Here is an 18,766-nt window from a genome sequence, read left to right as displayed (position 1 = left end):
GAGGGGGCATGATCGCCTTCCGTGCCGGACCGGCCCCCGGCGGTGAGCGCCGCGTGAAGTGGTCCTGTCGGTGTGGTGCGAGCGGTGTGACGTCTGGCCGGTCCTCGGCGAAGGGGCTGCGGGACTCCTTCCGTCGCGGGGCCGGGCGTTCAGGTTGTCCGGGCAGATGACGTCGGGAGCCCGGCGTCCAGTCAAGGAGGGGCAACGGCCGTTGCCCCGTCCGGTCACGAGGTACGCCCCACCCGCGCCACGCCGCCCGGTGGCGGCCCCACCTCCGCCTTCGCGGCGACTTGCCACGCACAGGCCGCACGGTGACGGGCCGCGTCCGATTCGCGCGGCCGCCCGCACGAGCAAGCGGTCAGCCGATGCTCTTCGGGGGAGCGCCGACATGGGGCGGGTGATCGGAGCCGGCAGCTCCGGTTCCGCGTCCTCGACGAAACGCGCCGGTCTGGGTCTGGGCTCCTCGGCGTGCCGTCCGCGGCCAGGCACCGGGCGCCCCTGCGCTGGCCTCAGGAGCCGACAAGCTCGTCGAGCAGAGCAAAGACCAGAGCGTCGAACGTGTGCGAGGCATCGCTGTATGTGTTCACCATCATCACCACCGCCGTTCCACTCTCCCGGTCAAACGCCGCACAGGTGCTGAAACCGTAGGTGCCGCCGTTGTGCCAGGTCACCGTCCGGTCGTCGGACAGCGTGCCGAAGTGCCAGCCAAGTCCCAGCCGCAGGCCGGTGGCGGGGTCGGTGAAGTGGTGTCGCTGCGTCAGCTCGATCGCTTCCCGCAGCGGCGAGCGCTCCGGACGCAGCTGGGCAGCCAGGTACCGGAGCATGTCGTCGGCGGTGCTGTACATCGAGGTGCCCGCCCCGCTGAGGACGCGGTCGCGCCAGTCGGGAACGGCCTCACCGGCCATATGGCCCACGGCTTTTCGGGACGCCATGTCCGGCCGCAGGGTCGTGGTCGTGTCTGACAGGCCCAACGGTGCGGCCACCCGGCGCCGCAGCATCGCGTCCACGCCGTCGAAGGCCAGCGCCTGGCCGAGCAGCCCGAAGCCCAGGTTGGAGTATGCGTAGGCGCTGCCCGGCTCGTTGGCCAGAGGGGTCTGGGGCAGACCGGTGGCCAGGTCCTCCAGCGTGTAGTGCGCGTACGGGTTCTGCGGGTCCGCCTCGGTCAGAAGGTTGGCGGGGAGGCTGGGCAGGCCGGAGGAGTGGGTCGCCAGGTCGCGCAGGGTGATCGGGCGGGTCTCCCCGCGTGGGACGGTGAACCCGGACGGCAGACTGAGCGGCGTGTCCAGGCGCACCGTACCCGCGCCCACCGCGCGCGCCAGCGCGGTGGCGGTGAGCGTCTTGCCGATCGAGCCGAGCTGGAACACCGTCCTGCCGTCGAGGGCGGGGCCGTCCTCGGCGGCACCGGCCACATACCGCCGGCCACCGCGGATGACCCCGAACACCGCGCTCGGGGCGCCGGCGGCCAGCGCGCGGTGGAGGTAGGGCCGCACCTGCGCGGCCAGACCGTCCCCGGTTGCCATGGCGTTGCCCGGTATCAGTGCCACACCGGCCGCGGTCGCCGCCGTGCCCAACAGACTGCGTCGATTCACCAATCACTCCTCACGTCGTCGGGGCAGGCGCCGGTACCACCGCGGACAGCAGCACGAGGAGCGGCACCACCCTGCCCGCAGGCACCTGGTAGTGGCCACGCCCCCCGGCATGGAGCCAGCCGGCGGCGGTGAGCTGCTTGAGGTGGTGATAGAGCTGCCCGGTGGTGTTCAGCCCGGCGGTCTCCTGCAACTCGGCTGCGGACCGGGTGCCGCGCAGCACCGCACGCAGCAGGGTGAGACGCACCGGGTGCCCCAGCGCGGCGTAGGGCGCGGCGTGATCCGACCAGTCCGCGTCGAGCAGGCCGCCGGTCTCCGCGCCCTGCTGCCACTCGTAGTGCTCCCCCGTGGGCAGGTCCAGGACGCCCGTGAACAGCACCTGCCCGTTCCCCGTCAGCCGCCGGCGCAGGCCCTTGAGCGCCCAGAACACCTCCTCAGGAGGCGTCTGCGGTGCCGCTTCCAACCGCGCGACCCGTTCCTCGAGCGCGGCGACCCGCTCGGACAGGGAATCCTCAGCCATGACCCGAGAGTACGGTATTACGGAATAACAGAGCAAGGCCTAGGGGAGGCCGTCTCGTGGTCCTCGTGATCGTCGGGCGCCGGCGATCGTCACCGTGATCACGGCCGGCGCGTCCTGCGCCGCCTTCACGGCGTGGCGTGGCGCCTGGTCGTCGTTGCGACAGCCGTGCAGAACGGCGGGCCTGATGGAGGAGGTCTCGGGGGCGCCTTCGCGGTGGAGGAAGGCGCCCAGGAGGTCGCCGACGGGGTGGTCGGCCTCGTGGGGGTGGCGCAGGGGAAACGGTCGACGCGGGCGGCCCGGACCCCGGTTTCACTGGCAACTCCGCGCTGCGGAGTGGGGTCTCCTGTCCGCGGTCCGCGCAGCGGGCCTGGCGGCCGGACCCATGGCGGGCCTCGACCGGGCCGGCGTGGGCGCGGAGTTCTTCTCCGGGACCAGCCGGCGCTCGCATCTGGTGGTCAACATCGGTCACGCCGGTGCCGGTCCGTGGTTTCGCGGCTGCCCCGCGTCCCCGTCGAGGACGCCATCGTCTACGCCTGAGGACACTGCCGACGCCTCGTAGGTGGGAGACGCCATGCCGTGGGCGCCGGTGCTCTTGTGAGTACCGGCGCCCACGGTCCACCGAGGTACCTCCTGGCGGACTGCGAGCCGCAAGAGGTCGAGCAGGTGACGACCGGATCGGCGAACCGTGGGCGGTCCACGTGTCGTGCGATTCCATGGATGCCCCGGGCCTTCCCCCGCCACCCCCTACCCGATTGTCGGACTCGGGATCCCTCGGGCGAGCGAGTTCCTCACACTGGTGGACCGCCACCCGAACGGCTGCTGGGCCTCGGCGCCACCTTTGTCGCCGATCACCGGAATCCCGATGGCTCTGGCTGGGCGGTCCTCGCAGATCCCGAAGGCAACGAGTTCTGCGTTCTGCGCAGCGAGTCCGACCGAGCCGCCATGACTTCCTGACGCTTGGGCGGCCATCCTGGCCGGGTTCGCATGAGGGATGGTCGGGTCCCACCCTTCTTCCCCCCGTCCACCATCCGCACGCCCAGCGATGACTGCGAGTCGCGGACCGCACCCAGTGGGAGCTGGAACTCCAGGACGACGGCCGGTCCTGGCTGGTGTGTAACGAGAAGAACGCGACGCTGTGCCTCCAGCCGGAGTCCACCGCGATGACGAACGTCCGGGTGTTGCCGAAGCGCTGCACCGGTGACCGGAACCAGACATGGCAGATCATCGCTGAGCAGACCGACCACACCGACGCGGGCCGCACCGGCTGGTGGAGCCTACGCCCAACGCCAGAACCCCGGGCTGGCCGGCGCGCCTTGCCGGTCGGCGGCAGCTACAGCGAGATCAGGCTATTCCGGGCCTCCAACAGCGCCGACCGCCTCTGGCACCACCAGCCGGCCGCGCAGTTGGTAACACCCGGGCGCGGAACCTGAGCGGGGCTCCTTCTCCGACCGAACCGTTCGGAGAAGGAGCACGTGGATTTCCACGGGCACGTGTCCGAGGACGGGTCTCCTGCCGGTCGAACACGACCCGCTCGCCGATCGGCAGGACGCATTCCCTCACCATGCGGTCCACGAACCAGGGGCTCGGTGCGTGGGCCACATCCGTCGGCGATCACCCGTAGAGCGAGCGGGCACCCGGGCTGTTGCCCACGAAGCGCTGACCCGCGGCAATCTCCTCGCCGACCACCGACCAGACAGTCTCGTCGTTGCGGAAGGGGAGCGGGTCGATGCTGCTCGTCTCCTGACGGATACGCTCGACCTCGCGCTCCAGGCGCTCGAAGTCTGCTTCCTCGTCACCGCTGAAGGTGAACTCCTCGAGCAGGCGCTGGAACCGGAGGGTGACCCGGACGAGGGAGGAGACGTCCATGTGGAGTTCCCGCACGGTCTCCTCGTCGGCGTCGAAGGCGTGCACCTTGCCGGAACCGGGGTCGAGGGCAAGATGGACGTTGAGCAGCCAGCCGATGACGGGCCACTCACCCGCTTCTTCCGAGGCGTCCCCGAAGTCCTCCGCGCCGACGGCGTCCTGGACGAGGGGCAGCCGGCCGGAGTCCTCGTCGGGCTCACGCAGCCAGAGCGTCCCGGTGGGGACACCGACGGTGTGCAGGAGGCGGGCGCCCTCGGTGTCCGCGGCGGTGGCCGGGAAGGCGGTGGCGGGCAGGGTCGCGAGCCGGTCCTCGCCGAAGATGTCGACGAGTTGGCTGCGGGTGACGTCGAAAAGCACTGACGGAACTCCGAACTCAGTGGCGGTACAGGCGCCGTGGGACTCTTCCCCTGGCGCAGTACCAGTACCAGTTCAACTCCGCCCCTGCACCTCCACGTCATGATCCCCTCCCCCACCCCGGCGGGCGACGGGGTCGGCCGTGGGCGGGCTGTTCTGTGACGGGACGCCCGCGTTCCAGGGCGCGGGCGTCGGGGGCGGAGGCGAATGCCCTCATCGCCGTCGGCTGGTATGAGGCCCGCCTCGGCGAGTATGGGCAGGCCTTCAAGTCGGCTGTGACGACCGACTGGCCAGCCGGCCGAATGTCGTCGACGCCGGCCGGCCCGGATCACACCACCGCACCGCCGTAGCCGCTGAATCCTCCCTTGCCCGCGCAGTAGGTACGACTGCGACCCGTTGGCGCACTTCTCCCCGCCGAAGACGATGTCGCCGTTGTCGCACTCGGCCCAGGCGTGGAACTTCGTGCTCGGGGCGCCGGAGCACTGCGCCACGTAGGTGTTGTGGTCGGACCAGGACGTGCGGCAGGTGGCGGCCGCCGCTCCGGACTCGCCGGCCGGCGCGGCCTGGGCGGCAGGTACCGCTCCCAGGACGACTGCTGCCGCGAGGACGCTGCCCGCGGTGGTGTGACCAGGACGCATGGTGACTCCCGATCGACGCAGGCTCGTTCGTCGGGTTCCGGGGGTGCCCGGCCCGTCACGTACCACCAAGCCGGGGGCGGTTCAGGAAACCCTGGACGAATCCTGGGCGTCCGTGCGGCCCGCGGGATCTCCACCGGGGCGGTGGCCGCGAACTCGGTGGGGAGGAGCGTCTCGTGCTTGGGAAGTTCGCCTTCCAGGGCGCCGACGGTGGTGGTGTGGTTCTCACTGCGTACGACGAACAGTCCGGAGTTGCCGGTGGGCTCCGGGGCGGTGTCCGCCGAGGGCGGGGTTGCTCCGTGCCGGCGGGAGAGCGCGACCGTACCGATGAAGTGGCAGGACCGGTAGCCGCGAAGGCTGTGCGCGGAGTCAACTGGTGCCGCATCAGGCAACGTTCGCCCTGGGCAGTCTGCGACGATGGCTCCATGGACGAGGAAGCCATTCCCATTCTTCGCGTCGAGGACGCTGCGGCGGCGGTCGCGTGGTACGAGCGACTCGGCTTCGTGAAGCAGTGGGAACACCGCTTCGAACCGGGACTTCCCACGTTCGTCGAGGTCGCCCGGGGCGGAGTGCGGTTGTTCTTGTCCGAGCACAAGGGAGACGCCCGCCCCGGCACGTTGACCTACCTCCGCGTTCATGATGTCGAGGCCATCGCCTCGGAGTTCGGTGTGCCGGTGAAAAACGCTCCGTGGGCCCGTGAGATTGAGCTGCGCGATCCTGACGGCAACCGGCTCCGGATCGGCACGCCGACGGAATGACACTCGCCGGCGGCAGGAGGCTGTGCTGCAGCTCGGGTAACTCACCAGAGTGATTCAGCACGCATCCGACGAGTGCCTCGCCTCGACGACCTCCAAGATCTTCACGAGCTCTCATGTCGACGGAGAGCGGCTTGTCATGCCTGGGCAGGGCTTCAGGGGTGCGCTGTAGCGCCCCTAACACCAGCGACCCATGGTTGACTGGGAGGCCCATGAGGCTTCCAATAATTCCTTGAATCCGATCCGGCGATTCATCTGCCGGTCGCTGATCTGTCACCTTCTTCTGAATTCTTGATCTTCCTGGCGTGAGTGTGCAAATGTTTTGCCCATGACACCTCGGAGAGGTAAGTTCAGATTCACCGTGGCGGTAGGGCTCAGCGTCCTCACGCTCGCCACCGCCGGGACCCTGTCCTCCGCGTCGGCGGCGACGACCACCTGGAAGTACCAGAGCTACTACAACGGCGAATGTCTCGCTTCCAACGCGGGATACGCCCTGACGGAAACCTGCCAGCCGTATACAAATCAGCGCTGGCACTGGGGCTCAGAGTCGAATACGTGGCAAGGCCACACGATGAGGCGCCTGGTGAACGAGTACACCGGCGAGTGCCTCACCACCGACAACAAGTCCGAGCTGAACGCCGTCTGGATGAGCCCCTGCGGCGGTGGCCGCTCCGGGCAGTTCTGGACTGCCGACAACAAGCATATTCAGAACCAGAACGGAACCTTCCTCACTGCCAATGGAGACGGCAGTCTCACTACCGTCCGGGAAGGCAGCGATGCGAATGCTTTCCTTTGGTACGGGTGGACATAAAAGAGACTCCCTCTGTGACCGGATTGCACGGCTCCCATAAGAGCCGGGAATACTGCAGCGGTGGGACTTCTGCTCCGCTTCCAGTCCCACCGCTTCAAACGGTGCACGGAATTCTCCCGTACGCGGCTCGGCCATGAACCGTAGTGGCCTGTAGGGGCACCGGCTGCCTGAACTGTATCGGCGAGACCACGCCGGCGCCGGGGGGCGTCCGCCGCGCCTGTCGCGGCCGAGCCGGTTGCGGATCTCGTCGGCCCGCTCGGGGAGGGTATGGGCGATGCCTTTCTCCCGTAGCCAGGTGCGGATGGCCCGGGAGCTGTAGCCCTTGTCGGCCGTGACGCGCGAGGGCCTGGTCCGGGGCCGGCCGGGTCCGCTCCGGGTCACTCGGATGGCCCGCATGACGGCGGTGAACCGGGTGCAGTCGGGAGGTGCTGTGCCGCCTGGCCGACCAGGACAGCCGTCGCGACCCGGGTGAGACGGGCGGCCTGCTGGAACGCGTGCCCGTGATCGCCTGCGCATCCTGGAGCGCCTCCACACGCAGCAGGCCAGGCGGACCTTCGCACCGACCGCCGACCACCCGCGTCAGCAGCAGGCGCCCGGATGAGCGACGGCGCGCCGCCCCGCGCCGAGGGCAAGCAGCACGACGCGGAACACACCCCCCTTGCCCCAGCCCCGGCCGCGGCCCGGTGAACGCCCGCGACACCCGACCCGGCCGACGGCATCCGGACCGGGCACACACCCCTGGGGCCGCCCGAAGCCATCGCCCGGCTGGCGCCGGCTCCCTTCTCGCACGGGATTCGATGTCGGGGCAGGGCCCGTCGCACGTCGCGGTACCGAACCGGCGCAACCCGTACGTGACAAGGCGTCAGTCCACCCCGTGCCGGGCACGCGCCCGGGCTTGTTAGCCCATTCGCTGCCCTCCGGCGATTCCTCCGCCCTGTCGCTCCCCGCTCCCACGACCTGCGTGGATGTGCACGCGGGAGCAGTCACTGCACCTGCCCGAGTGAAGCACGCGTCGACGCCTCGTGTTGCGGAGGTGACGGAGGGTCGGTTGCCTCGTCAGTGGAGCACCACGGAGACACCGCGCAGACAGGCCGGACACTGCCCCATTGGAGGATTCCCTTGCGAAACACACACGTTGGCGCTGGTATGGGACTGGTCATCGGTGTCCTGGCTCTGCAGGCTCCGGCCGCTGCCGCCGCTGGTGACTCGGGTATCGACATCCACCCGTGGTCGGCCTCCCCGGGCTCTACTGTCACCGTCAGCACCACGGCCTGTGGCCGGGACGTGACCTACGGCAAGGGCGAGTCGGAGGCGGGCGGGAAGTTCCATCTCTTCAAAGGTGACGGCGAGGGGGTGCTCACCGGCCACTTCAAGGTCCCGGAAGGGAAGGAGTCCGGCACCGACACCGTCACCGTCAAGTGCCCACCACGGACCAAGGTCACGGACGTGTACGAGATCGCCGGCCGTCGGCCGAACGGTGCCGTCGAAGCCGGTTTCGGAGACACCAAGGACACGGACACGCAGCTTGTCCTGGGCAGCGCGCTGATCGCCGCAGCCGCCGGCGGGTGGCTGGTGAAGATGCGCCACCGCTCGAACAGCAGTCGGACCTGACCGCGCGGCTCCCGGCGCACCGGCCCCGGCGCATGCACCCCGGGGCACGAGGGAGACTTCTCACTCCGCTGCAAGCAAGAGGCTCATCCGCGATGGAACCCGGGCGCGAGACGAACGCTTCCCCACCCCCGTACACACCCTCGGCCAAGCATCTCACCATGGCACTCGCGGCCGGTGTCCTGCTGGTCATGGGGGCGATGCACGACGAGCAGCCACCGCAGCCGTCGACCGGCCAGACCTCCACCCCCGTCGGTCCCACGTCCAGCCGCACCGACTCAACCACACGCCCCGCCGCCCAGCCGCTGCCTTCCGCGGATCCGGTCTCGCTGCGGATCCCCGCCATCCGTGTGAACGCCCCCATCGCGGAGCTGGGCCTCGACGCAACGGGTGCGCTGGAGCCCCCGCCCGCCAACCCCAACCTCGCGGGCTGGTACAGCGAGGGCACGGCCCCCGGCTCGGCCGGGACAGCCGTCATCGCGGGGCATGTGGACATGCGGACCGGCAGCCCCGGCGTCTTCTACGACCTGGGTGCCCTGACCAGGGGCAACACGATCGAGATCCGCCGGGCGGACGGGCGCACGGTGGTGTTCACCGTCGATGCCGTGGAGGTCCACGACAAGGAAAGGTTTCCCAACGAGAAGGTCTACGGCAACTCCGACCTGCCCGAACTGCGGGTCATCACCTGCGGCGGCGGTTACGTCAGGAACGACGGATACCAGGGCAACGTCGTGGTCTACGCGACCCTCACCGCGGTCGAACAGCCGACTCACCACTCCCCGTCGGAGTAGCACGGCGTGCCGGTTCCGGTACGCGGAAAGGCTGAAGGCTCGTCGCGCCGGTGGTCCGTGACCGCGTTGGCTGTCAGCGGCAGGGTGGGTCGGGCTCCGGGCGCCTGCGCTGCCCCATGGGCGCGGCGCAAAAGGTCCCCACGGCCGTCACGCGGCACCGGGGAGACGGCGGCTTTTGCCGTCCGTCCGCTCCTTCGCGCCGGAGGTCTCCTGTACGACCTGGGCAGCCATGTGGGCCGAGTCGGTGGGGCACCGTCACCGCGCCCAACCCCGTGATGGCCCAAGACGCGGCCGCCAACTTCCCCCTTGCGCAGGCGGTCCGCCGTTCGTCCGCCGACGGCGGGACGGTCCGGCTGTAGCTCAGGTCACCGAACTCCCGGTCGAGCCCCGCCCGACCCGAGTCGGCTTGTAGTGCGTAGGTACCAGAACAAGTGAGTGCCTGGTCCGGGCGCACCAGGCGAAGAGGGCTTCGGGGGACGATGCCCGTCGGGGCGCCGGAGGCAAGTGTGGGGGGCGCGCGAGGCCTCGCGCATTCCTCTTGCCTCGTGGTGTCCGGAGTGATCAGCAGGTGACGACTTTCCTGTACCGGATCGCACGGTGGGCCTTCCGGCGGCCTTCCGGCGGCGCCGGCTCGTGGGAGGTCTGTGGCTGGGTGTCCTGGTGCCGGCCGGGGAGGAAGAGGACCTCTCCATGGTGAGGCACTGAGCAGGCGTGTCCCGGCCTCCGCGACCGGGCCCGACGCGGCGGTGCGGCGGCTCCCGGTCGGCCGGGACCGAGCCGGTCATGACGAACACGGGTGGTGTGGCCGGCGACCACGGGGCGCGTGATGGCGGGACGTGGCGATCACGGCGACGGCTGGTCGCCCGTTTCCTGGCCACACCTGAGGCCGTCCCGCCGCACCACTGTTCGCGCGGGGTGAGCGCGGCGAGCGTCAGCGGCACTGGGAGACGCCATCTCCGGGCCGGCCTCCACCGCTTTGACCTGTGTGTTCAGGCAGGTCGTCCACCGCCTCCCGGGCAAGAGAGCGAGGTGCGGGGCTGACGTGCCGATGATCACCCGGCGGAACGCGGTGAACTTCTCGCTGATCCCCCGGTCGCGTTCTTCGAGCTCCAAGCCCCGTTGTCGAAGTGTCGCGTGGCCATGATGGCCAGGGGTCCAGTCCGTCCTTCCTGGGTGTGGCTGTCTCGCCCACAGGTCCGGAAACGCGGCCGACCGGCCAGCGAGTCACGCCAAGTGCTTCCCGTGAATGATCTTTGTCGCGCCCCAGGGAGATAGGGTCTTGCGGTGTCCTTGGCCGTGAAGGAGGTTCCGGATGTCAGTGCAGGTGGTGCGGGACGGCGTGGTGCTGGCACTCAGCCACCGCAGCGGGCAGGGCAGGCCCCTGCTCTGCGTACCGGGAGTCATGGCCGATGCCGCTTCATGGCAGCCGGTGGTGGACGAGCTGTCGACGGATCAGCCCGTATACGTGCTGAACCGACGCGGCCGTCGGCCCAGTGGTCCGCTGGGTGACGCGTACTCGGTGGGCACTGAGGTCGAGGACCTGTGCCGGGTGCTCGACGAACTCGGCGCGGGTGACGACAGCGGTGGCGGAGTGGATGTGTTCGGCTGGAGCTACGGCGGCCTCATCGCGTTGGAAGCTGCGCAGTGGCATACCGGTGTCCACTCGCTGACGCTCTACGAACCGGTGATGCGGCCTTTCGGGCTCCAGGCGCTGGATGCGTTGCGGCAGGCCGACGAGTCGGGCGACCTGGACCGGGCCGTGGAGGTGGTGAACCGGGACGTGTCCGGCTTCTCCGCCGAGTACGTCGCACAGTTGCGTCAGAGCCCGGTGTGGCAGGCGCTGCGGCCGCTGGCGGCGCCGGTGGCCCGGGAGTTGGCGGCGCTGAACGACCACCCGGTCGATCTGTCGGGTTACGGGAGCCTCCCTATGCCCGTCACCCTCCTGCTCGGTGGTGACAACAAGGGGATCCCCCCGTACGGTGAGCCGTTCGCCCGGATCGCGACGGCGATGCCCCGTGCTCGCGTGCGTGTGATGCCGGGGCAGGGGCACCTCGCCCACGCTCAGGATCCCCGCGCCCTTGCCCAGTTCATCGATGAGGCGCTGGACTGGGCCCATCAGCAAAGGATTGCGTGACTGCTGGTCGCGGGTGAGACGGTCCAGCAGAAAGGGCGGCGCCCATCAAGATCACGGCGGCGATTGCGCGCTTGATGTTGGTCATGACTCAACGTACACACTGCTTCAGGGCACCGTGGGGCCAGCCCGTTTTGAGGCTGGTGACACAGTCCACGGCACGCCAACACGCAGCCCAGGGATCTGCTGCTTCACCAGTTGGAGAAGAGGCTCAGCGCCGTGGGACGGCAGCGTCTCCCTTGTCAGCTGCGGCGGCGGAACAGGCCCGCGGTGGGGATTGCCCGACTCGTGATCCTGAGGGTCCTCCGACTCCGGCGGAACCGCGCCCCGGAGGGGGCGGCTTCGGCAGCGGCTGCCTCGCGGGCAACGTCGGCGGCGGGAAGCTCCAGCACCGGTCGATGAGGCAGTAGTCAAGTGACCGGAACCGCAGCTTCCTCTCACCAGCGTCTGGGCCCGGCCAACTCCGGCTTCACCGCAGGCCGCTCCCCCTTCGGGGACATGTAACAAATGCGCGATGGGCGTACTTCCTCACTCCTTTCGGTAATGCGTCGAGATCTTGATGGTCGTGGGGCGGAGCAAGGCCCCCGGATGCCGTGGGCGCTGCTGCCCGGGTAAGGGCAGGCGGGGGTCAACCGGGATCTGCGTGAGGGGTGGATGAAGAGTGCTGGGAGATCGGGCAGCTTTGCGGGTCAGCCGCACGGCGACTCCTCCATGGAGATCGCCAGCTCGGCCTTCCTCAGCTTCAGCACGCCCGCCGTGAGCGACCACCCACGCAGCCGCATGTTGTCCACCACCAGACGGCCCACGCGCTGCCCGAAAAGCCCTCTCGGCCCGTGCGCTTCGGCCGGCCCGTCCAGCTACCCGCTATGACAAGCTCGCGGTCCGCTTTGAGGCGGCCGTCCTCGTCGCGGCCATCAACGAGTGGCTGTGATCAGCACGTGTCGCTACAGCTCGTAGTCCTGGGCCAGCTCTTCCCAGCGCATGCTGCGAAGAGCAAGATCAGCGTGCTCGCCCGACGGTACATCCGGGGCGGGCTGGAACCAGGCCACGGTGAGAGCGGAGTGGTGCAGCACCGGGTCGAGCTCAGGAGCGATCGCTGTCGAGCTGAAGACACCGATGCAAGCCACTGAGGGCAGCACCTCAACAGGACCGAAGGGGCCAGCGGTCTCGTCCGGGTACTCGCGGAAGGGCGCAATGAGATGGACCGGCGCCAAGGAAAAGGCGCGTTCGGCCTCCCGCTGGAGGCCACTGACCTTCATGTCGTTGATGCGCTTGCACGGGTAGCCCTCCAGCATCCCCCCATAGGTCGAGGACATCCGCAGCTCGGTGAGCTCGATCGAACGACCGGACGAGAGGACTACATGGCTCAGCGACACGCCGACACCCTACTTCAGCGACCGGTACCAGAACAGGATCGTCGTCACCGACCGGGCGCCGGAGGCGCCCCGCAAGCCGGGATTGGGGTCGCCACTTCCCAGCTGTGAGGCCGGGCGAGTGATCCTCCCGTAGCGATGTTGATCAACTACCGCCAGGGAGCGGGAAGTTGAACCGCAGCGGTCAACCCGTCTGAAGGAGAGCGTTGGCGAACACGACGGCCAGGTCGGATTCGATGCGGGCGGCGCAGGCGCGTAGTACGGGCAATAGGGTGTCGCGGGTGTGCTCGGGCGGCTCGGGACCGGCGTGCAGGGCGACGTTCACGGCTGCGACGGTCCGGCCGTTCCGGTCTCGGACCGGTACGGCCAGCGAGCGCAGTCCCGCCTCCAACTCCTGCTCCACGAGGGCGTATCCCTCCCTGGCGGTCCGGTCCAGGGCGGCGGCAAGCGCATGGGGAGAGGTGAGCGTGTGCGGGGTCAGGGCGCGAGGGAGCAGGGCGCCGATCCGCTCCATCCGCTCCGCCTCGGGCAGGTCCGCGAGCAGGGTCCGGCCCATGGAGGTGGCGTACGCCGGCAGCCGGGTGCCGAGTGCGATCCGGGCGCTGGTTATCTGTTCGGTGGCGGCCCGGGCCACGTAGCGGACCTCGGCGCCGTCGAGGACCGCGAGCGAGGCGGATTCCTTCACCTGACCGGCGAGTTCGGCGATATGGGGCTGGGCGATGTCGGCGAGGGTGAGGGTGAACAGCCGCGCGTATCCGAGCTCCAGGACGCGCGGGGTCGGCAGGAAACGGCGGCCGTGCTGTGCCACGTATCCGAGTTGACGCAGTGTCAGCAAGTTCCGGCGGGTGCTGGGGTACGAGAGCCCGGCAGCCTCCGCGGCCTCGGCGAGGGTGAGTCCGCCGCGCTGCCTGCCGAGCGCGGTCAGGACGGCGAGGCCCCTGGCCAGCGCCTGCAGGAAGGACGGGCCGAGTTCGGGCTTGGCGTCGGTGTAGGCGGGGGCGGCGGGCGGCGGAACGGCTGCCGGTGAGGTGCTGTAGAGCTCGGCCGCGGTGCTCTGGGCCGCCCGCGTCAGAGCGGCCAGTGCGTGCTCGCGCAGTTCGTCGCCGCTGTGGCGGCTGGTGTGCGCGAGCACGCTGATCGCGCAGACGGGCCGGCCGTCCGGGTCGCGTACGGGGACGGCCACCGCGACCAGGCCCGGGGCGACCAATTGGTCGTCCAGTGCCCAGCCGTTCGCCTCGGCCGCCGCGATCCAGGCCGCGAAGTCGGCCTCCGCCTGTTCGGGGCCGGGGGCGGCGCGGCGGGTGGGCACGGCCGGGAAACCCGCGTCGAGGGGATCGGCGGCACGGCGGGCCCGCCACGCGTCGTACGTGCCGGACTGCCATCCGGTGGCCAGTACGGCACCGGCGGCGCAGCGCTCGGCGGGCAGCAGGTCACCGACGCGGAAGCCGAGCGGGATCACCCGGCCGGGCGGGACGGCTCTGCCGACGATGCGTGCGTCGCAGCCGTCGAGGACGATCGCCGACACCGACTCGTCGAGGGCGCGGGCCAGATGCTCCAGGCTCGGCCGCAGCGCTCGGGACAGGCCGCTCGCGTCCAGGTAGGCGTTGCCGAATTCCATCAGGCGTGGGGCGAGCACGAGCTCGCGGCCCTCGGTCCGGAGGTAGTCGAGGTGGGTCAGGGTCGCGGTGATCCGGTCGACGGCCGAACGCGCCAGACCGGTCGCGCGGGCCAGGTCGCCGGGGCGCATGGAGTGGGAGGCGTCGGCCATGATCCGCAGGACCGCCAGTCCACGCTCCAGCGGGCCGGCGGCTTCCGCCGCGGAGCCTGCCGACGAAGCAACCACCGACGCCGATGCCGTCGGTGCCGCCCTGGGAACGCCCGGTGCCATGGCTCCTCCTCCCTACGTCAGCTCCCCGGCGCATGAGGCCGTACCCGTCTCAGGGAGCACGCTACCGGCCATTGACAGCCATCACGACGAGCGCGCAGACTCACACCGCTCGACCAATGAATTTAAGTTCACTCAGCGAAAAACGCTAGTCCGGTGTACCGCGGGACGCACCCCACCGGACCGTGTCTCCCCAGCCCCTGCCTTGAGGACTGCTATGAGCACTTCCGCCCACAGCCGTGCGGATCTCGTCCGGCACAGCGTCTATGAATTCGCGCTGACCACGGTGCTTCTCTTCGTCGTGGTGAGCCTGGTCCGCTGGCTGGCGGCGCCCGGTTCGTCGCTGGCCATAGACCATCCGGACACCTTGTTCGCTGTCGCAGGCATCGCGGTCGCCGCGCTGATCGCGGCCTTGATGTACTCGCCGCTCGGACGCAGATCCGGGGGCCACCTCCATCCCGGTGTCACCGTCTTCCTGTGGTCGAGCGGTCTCTTCCCGGGCCGCACGGTCCTCCCGTACGTCGCCGCCCAGCTCGCCGGATCCGTGGCCGGGGCCGCGCTGGCCGGGCTGGTGTGGGGCAAGACCGTGCGGCAGATCGGCTACGCGGCCGTGCACCCCGCGCCCGGGACCGGTGCGGTCGAGCTGTTCCTCATCGAGGGCGCCGCGCTCGCCGCGGTGTTCGTCGCGGTGACACTGGTCATGACCAGGCCCAGCCTGGGCGCTTTCGTCCCGGCAGTCATCGGTATCGGCGTGGGCGTCGTCATCGCGACACTGGGCACCGTGACCGGTGCGAGCATCAACCCGGCGCGCGCCTTCGGCCCGGCCGTGCTCTCCGGTACGTACGCGCACTTCTGGAACTACATGATCGCGCCGGTGGCCGCCCCGGCCCTCGTCGGCCTCGCCCATCGTGCCTGGCGCAGCCGTAGGGCCACCGCCCTTTCGCCCGCGTCCGCCGAAGCCTGAGCCCCACTCCCCCACCCCCAGGAGCACTCCATGTCCATCTCCCGAGGTCTGATCATCAACGGCCAGGAAGTCCCCTCCTCATCCGGTCGCACGACCTCCGACATCAGCCCCTGGAGCGGCGCCGTCTGCGCGGAGGTCGCCGCGGGTACCCCGGACGACATACGCCGTGCCGTGGATGCCGCGGACGCCGCGTCCGAGGCGTGGGCCGCGACCAAACCGGCCGAACGCCGCCGGATCTTCCTGCGCGCCGCGCAGCTGATGACCGAGCGCACCGAGGAGGTAGTGCGGCTGATGGCGACGGAGGTCGGCGGCGTCGCGCCCTGGGCCGGCTTCAACGCCCGCCTGGCCGCCGACATCCTGCTGGAGGCGGCGGCCGAGGTGACCCGCCCGACCGGCCAGGCCCTCGCGACCAACGCCGACGGTGTCTACTCCGGACAGGTGCGGGTGCCCAAGGGGGTGATCGCCGCGATCTCGCCGTGGAACGCGCCGGTCATCCTCGGCGTTCGCGCGGTCGCGGTGCCGATCGCGATGGGCAACACCGTGGTGATGAAGCCCAGCGAGGACGCGCCGATCACCTGCGGTCTGCTGATCTCGGACGTCCTGCACGAGGCCGGACTGCCCGCGGGCGTCCTCAACGTCGTCACCAACGACCGTGCCGACGCCGCCGAGGTCGTGTCCGCGCTGATCGCCGACCCCCGGGTACGGATGGTCAACTTCACCGGTTCCACCGAGGTCGGCCGAGCCATCGGCGTCCAGGCCGCGCAGCACCTCAAGCCCGCCGTGCTCGAACTCGGCGGCAAGAACCCCCTGTTGGTGCTGGAGGACGCGGACGTCGACTACGCGGTGGACGCCGCGGTATTCGGCTCCTTCATGAACGCCGGTCAGATCTGCATGTGCGTGGACCGGGTCATCGTCCACCGCGCGGTCGCCGACGAATTCACGGCCAAGTTCGCCGCCCGCGTCCAGGCACTGCCGTACGGCGATCCGAGCGATCCCGGTACGGCGGTCGGCCCGGTCGTGAACACGGCTGCCGCCCGCCGGGTCTCCACGCTCATCGCGGACGCCGTCTCCCGGGGCGCCGAACTGGCCGCGGGCACCGGCGCCATCGAGGAGCCGGGCACACTGATCCGCCCGGTCGTCCTCACCAAGGTCACCAAGGAGATGAAGATCTACTACGACGAGATCTTCGGCCCCGCGACGGTGGTCCACGTGGTCGACAGCGCGGACGAGGCCGTGGCCCTCGCCAATGACACTCCGTACGGGCTGACAGCCGGCGTCATCACCGAGAACCTGGCGAAGGGCCTGGCGGTCGCCAGCCGTCTGCGCACCGGCATCGTCCACGTCAACGACCAGTCCATCGCGGACGAGCCCCAGGCCCCCTTCGGTGGCGTGAAGAGCTCCGGTTACGGCCGTTTCGGCGGGCAGGCAGGCGCCGAGGCCTTCACCGACACCCGCTGGGTCACCGTGCAGGCCGTGGGCCACGCGCATTACCCGATCTGACGGTTCAACGGATCGTCACCGGGCAGCGGCGACGGGGACGACACGCCCCGGACGGCCGGGACCGAGGCGGCCGACTCGGTCCGGACGGGCGGGGCGGGACCGCGACGGCGATGGCCAGGAAGAACACCAGGTCAAGCTGGGTTGCGCGACCAATACCCAGCGGAGCAGGGTGGTGACACTGTCGCCGGAGCGGATCGAGCAGCTCCCTGCCATCGGCGTGCGCTGGACGTAGAAGGCGCGCGGGTGCAGCTGGCTCCGTGCTGAACTGCTGGTCTGGGATGACCCTGACCGGACGGACCGAGCCGGCGGTTTGCCTCGGTTCTCTTCACGCGGTTCTCCTCACTACGGCTGCTGTCCGTTGACCTGCTGGCGCGCCAAGGCGGAGAGGCTGGGATATGAGCACCGACGACCGGTCGCAGTGGCTGCCGGAAACGATTCCCGGCGGCCACTGGTGTCCTCGGGCTGTCTCGGACCTGAGGGCGTCTGTGGTGAGTTCAACCGCTGTGCGGGCAGGTCGTTCAGCCGACGACCTGGGCTGGTGATTTCGCGGCGTCCGGTTCGCGTGATGCGACCGGTACGGTCGAACGGCGTGGCAGGGCGAGGGCGATGGCTATGCCTGTCAGGGTGAGGACCGCTGCGGCGAAGCCCGCCGTGCGCAGCCCGGGGACGAGAGCCGGGCCGGTGGAGACGTCGATGCCCGCGTTGGCGACTGCGACCAGTACGGCCAGGCCCACCGCACCGCCGATCTGCTGAGTGGTGGACGCCATCGCCGAGGCGATGCCCTGGCGGGCGGGATCAATGCCGTGGGCGGCCGCGGCGAACATGGCGGTCCAGGCGATCCCCTGGCCCAGGCTGATCAGTACGGTGCCAGGCAGCAGTGCCGCGTACCCGCCGGTGGGAGACATGGCGGTGGCGAGCAGTGCCATGCCGACCGCGCCGGTGAGCAGGCCGATGACGATGGTGGTGCGGGTGCCGGTCCGGCCGAGGAGCCTCTCGCTGGCCTGAGTGCCGGCCAGGCCCATCAGGGCGGCGGGCAGGAAGGCCAGTCCGGTGGCAAGGGCGCTGTAGGAGTGCACGTTCTGCAGGTAGAGGGTGAAGAAGTAGTACTGGGCTCCGAAGGTGCCCATGAAGATGAACGTGATGCCCATGGCCGCGGCCAGGCTGCGGTTGCGCAGCAGCGCCAGCGGCATCAGCGGATGCTCGGTGCGGCTCTCGATCAACAAGAAGATTCCGGTCGACGCGGCCCCGGCGACGAGCGCGATGAAGGTGGTGGGGCTGGTCCAGCCGGCCTCGGGACCCTGGACCACGGCGAGGACCAGAGCGGTGAAGCCGACCGTGGCCGTCAGCGCGCCGCCGAGGTCGAAGCCGCGGCCGCGCTCGCGGGGTGCGTCCTCGCCGATGACGACGAAGGCCGCCGCCGCACCGCCGAGGGCCAGGGGCACGTTGACCCAGAAGACGGCCTCCCAGCCGAAGGCACTGGTGAGGACCCCGCCGAGGAGCGCGCCCAGCGCCATGCCGACCGCTCCGGCGCCGCCCCAGACGGCCAGCGCCCGGTTGCGCGGGGCGCCTTCGGCGAACGTGGTGCTGATCAGGGCCAGGGTCGCGGGCAGCAGCAGGGCGCCGCCCAGTCCCTGTACCGCGCGCGCCGTGATGAGCAGTGCAGGTTCCGTGGCCAGGGCGCCGGCCAGGGAGGAGATGCCGTAGAGGGTGAGGGCGGTGGCGAAGGTGCGGCGTCGGCCCAGGAGATCGGCGGCCCGTCCGCCGAGCAGCAGGAAGCCGCCGTAGGCCACGGCGTAGGCGCTGATCACCCACTGCAGACTGTGCGCGTCGAAGCCGACATCGTGGCCGATCTGCGGCAGCGCCACGTACACGATGTTGTAGTCGATGGCGCTGATGAACTGTGCGAAGGCGAGCAGGGCCAGGAGGAGCCCTGCTCCGCGAGGGGGCTTCATGAAAAGTGGGGCTTTCTGTCGCGGGCAGGACGCGCAGC

General features: G+C 70.1%; 14 protein-coding genes and 2 pseudogenes. 9 read left to right on the top strand and 7 right to left on the bottom strand.

The genetic code is table 11. The annotated features are described in order from the left end of the window. Positions 1-509 precede the first annotated feature (509 nt). From ACIBBD_RS27725 to ACIBBD_RS27715, 3 genes and pseudogenes are all read right to left on the bottom strand, one after another. Positions 510-1,589 carry a serine hydrolase domain-containing protein gene (locus tag ACIBBD_RS27725; RefSeq protein WP_399422304.1) on the bottom strand — a complete coding sequence of 360 codons (1,080 nt, stop codon included), beginning with the start codon at positions 1,587-1,589 and terminating at the stop codon, positions 510-512. A gap of 10 nt (positions 1,590-1,599) precedes the next feature. Further along, a complete protein-coding gene (locus tag ACIBBD_RS27720; RefSeq protein ID WP_399422303.1) occupies positions 1,600-2,106 on the bottom strand; it encodes an ArsR/SmtB family transcription factor in 507 nt (168 codons plus the stop codon). Positions 2,107-2,283: 177 nt separating this feature from the next. Beyond that, positions 2,284-2,379, bottom strand: a pseudogene (locus ACIBBD_RS27715) (transcriptional regulator); the annotation flags it as partial. A gap of 537 nt (positions 2,380-2,916) precedes the next feature. On the opposite strand from ACIBBD_RS27715, the pseudogene ACIBBD_RS27710 reads away from it, so the two are divergent. Further along, positions 2,917-3,060 (top strand): annotated as a pseudogene (locus ACIBBD_RS27710) (VOC family protein); the annotation flags it as partial. Positions 3,061-3,215: 155 nt separating this feature from the next. Then, positions 3,216-3,536 (top strand): hypothetical protein, encoded by a 321-nt coding sequence (locus ACIBBD_RS27705; RefSeq protein WP_399422302.1) that lies wholly within the window; start codon positions 3,216-3,218, stop codon positions 3,534-3,536. A gap of 181 nt (positions 3,537-3,717) precedes the next feature. On the opposite strand, the gene ACIBBD_RS27700 is transcribed toward ACIBBD_RS27705, so the two are convergent. Continuing rightward, positions 3,718-4,326 carry an SUKH-4 family immunity protein gene (locus ACIBBD_RS27700; protein ID WP_399422301.1) on the bottom strand — a complete coding sequence of 203 codons (609 nt, stop codon included), beginning with the start codon at positions 4,324-4,326 and terminating at the stop codon, positions 3,718-3,720. 1,057 nt (positions 4,327-5,383) lie between these two features. Here ACIBBD_RS27700 and ACIBBD_RS27695 point away from each other — a divergent pair. The 5 genes from ACIBBD_RS27695 (at position 5,384) to ACIBBD_RS27675 (ending at position 11,057) form a co-directional block, all read left to right on the top strand. Continuing rightward, on the top strand, positions 5,384-5,716 hold the full coding sequence (locus ACIBBD_RS27695; protein WP_399422300.1) for a glyoxalase superfamily protein: 333 nt from the start codon (positions 5,384-5,386) through the stop codon (positions 5,714-5,716). A gap of 358 nt (positions 5,717-6,074) precedes the next feature. Next, entirely contained in the window at positions 6,075-6,524 is a 450-nt protein-coding gene (locus ACIBBD_RS27690) for a hypothetical protein (protein WP_399422299.1), read from the top strand. A gap of 1,146 nt (positions 6,525-7,670) precedes the next feature. Beyond that, positions 7,671-8,135, top strand: coding sequence for a sortase (locus ACIBBD_RS27685; RefSeq protein WP_399422298.1), 465 nt, complete (start codon positions 7,671-7,673; stop codon positions 8,133-8,135). A 158-nt stretch (positions 8,136-8,293) separates the two neighbouring features. Further along, entirely contained in the window at positions 8,294-8,923 is a 630-nt protein-coding gene (locus ACIBBD_RS27680; RefSeq protein WP_399422297.1) for a class F sortase, read from the top strand. A 1,312-nt stretch (positions 8,924-10,235) separates the two neighbouring features. Then, positions 10,236-11,057 (top strand): alpha/beta fold hydrolase, encoded by an 822-nt coding sequence (locus ACIBBD_RS27675; RefSeq protein WP_399422296.1) that lies wholly within the window; start codon positions 10,236-10,238, stop codon positions 11,055-11,057. Between the two features lie 941 nt (positions 11,058-11,998). Here ACIBBD_RS27675 and ACIBBD_RS27670 read toward each other — a convergent pair. Both ACIBBD_RS27670 and ACIBBD_RS27665 read right to left on the bottom strand, forming a co-directional pair. Next, positions 11,999-12,430: a hypothetical protein gene (locus tag ACIBBD_RS27670; RefSeq protein WP_399422295.1), complete on the bottom strand. Its 432-nt coding sequence runs from the start codon at positions 12,428-12,430 to the stop codon at positions 11,999-12,001. A gap of 181 nt (positions 12,431-12,611) precedes the next feature. Then, a complete protein-coding gene (locus tag ACIBBD_RS27665; protein ID WP_399422294.1) occupies positions 12,612-14,315 on the bottom strand; it encodes an IclR family transcriptional regulator C-terminal domain-containing protein in 1,704 nt (567 codons plus the stop codon). 214 nt (positions 14,316-14,529) lie between these two features. Here ACIBBD_RS27665 and ACIBBD_RS27660 point away from each other — a divergent pair, with 214 nt between their 5' ends. Together ACIBBD_RS27660 and ACIBBD_RS27655 are read left to right on the top strand one after the other, a co-directional pair. Beyond that, on the top strand, positions 14,530-15,276 hold the full coding sequence (locus ACIBBD_RS27660; protein ID WP_399422293.1) for an aquaporin: 747 nt from the start codon (positions 14,530-14,532) through the stop codon (positions 15,274-15,276). Between the two features lie 30 nt (positions 15,277-15,306). Further along, complete coding sequence (locus ACIBBD_RS27655; protein ID WP_399422292.1) at positions 15,307-16,776, top strand: aldehyde dehydrogenase family protein; 1,470 nt, start codon at positions 15,307-15,309, stop codon at positions 16,774-16,776. A 518-nt stretch (positions 16,777-17,294) separates the two neighbouring features. On the opposite strand, the gene ACIBBD_RS27650 is transcribed toward ACIBBD_RS27655, so the two are convergent. Next, on the bottom strand, positions 17,295-18,728 hold the full coding sequence (locus ACIBBD_RS27650; RefSeq protein WP_399422291.1) for an MFS transporter: 1,434 nt from the start codon (positions 18,726-18,728) through the stop codon (positions 17,295-17,297). Positions 18,729-18,766 lie beyond the last annotated feature (38 nt).

The organism is Streptomyces sp. NPDC051315 (genome assembly GCF_044455165.1).
Classification (GTDB): Bacteria; Actinomycetota; Actinomycetes; order Streptomycetales; family Streptomycetaceae; genus Streptomyces.
The sequence above is the reverse complement of the archived record's forward strand: the minus strand, read 5'-3'. Positions and strand labels throughout refer to the sequence as shown.

Excerpts from the sequence above, each read along its gene's own strand:
- ACIBBD_RS27665 (WP_399422294.1), bottom strand. The coding sequence starts at position 14,315 with ATGGCACCGGGCGTTCCCAGGGCGGCACCGACGGCATCGGCGTCGGTG.
- ACIBBD_RS27655 (WP_399422292.1), top strand. The coding sequence starts at position 15,307 with ATGTCCATCTCCCGAGGTCTGATCATCAACGGCCAGGAAGTCCCCTCC.
- ACIBBD_RS27720 (WP_399422303.1), bottom strand. The coding sequence starts at position 2,106 with ATGGCTGAGGATTCCCTGTCCGAGCGGGTCGCCGCGCTCGAGGAACGG.
- ACIBBD_RS27660 (WP_399422293.1), top strand. The coding sequence starts at position 14,530 with ATGAGCACTTCCGCCCACAGCCGTGCGGATCTCGTCCGGCACAGCGTC.
- ACIBBD_RS27695 (WP_399422300.1), top strand. The coding sequence starts at position 5,384 with ATGGACGAGGAAGCCATTCCCATTCTTCGCGTCGAGGACGCTGCGGCG.
- ACIBBD_RS27685 (WP_399422298.1), top strand. The coding sequence starts at position 7,671 with ATGGGACTGGTCATCGGTGTCCTGGCTCTGCAGGCTCCGGCCGCTGCC.
- ACIBBD_RS27675 (WP_399422296.1), top strand. The coding sequence starts at position 10,236 with ATGTCAGTGCAGGTGGTGCGGGACGGCGTGGTGCTGGCACTCAGCCAC.
- ACIBBD_RS27680 (WP_399422297.1), top strand. The coding sequence starts at position 8,294 with ATGGCACTCGCGGCCGGTGTCCTGCTGGTCATGGGGGCGATGCACGAC.
- ACIBBD_RS27650 (WP_399422291.1), bottom strand. The coding sequence starts at position 18,728 with ATGAAGCCCCCTCGCGGAGCAGGGCTCCTCCTGGCCCTGCTCGCCTTC.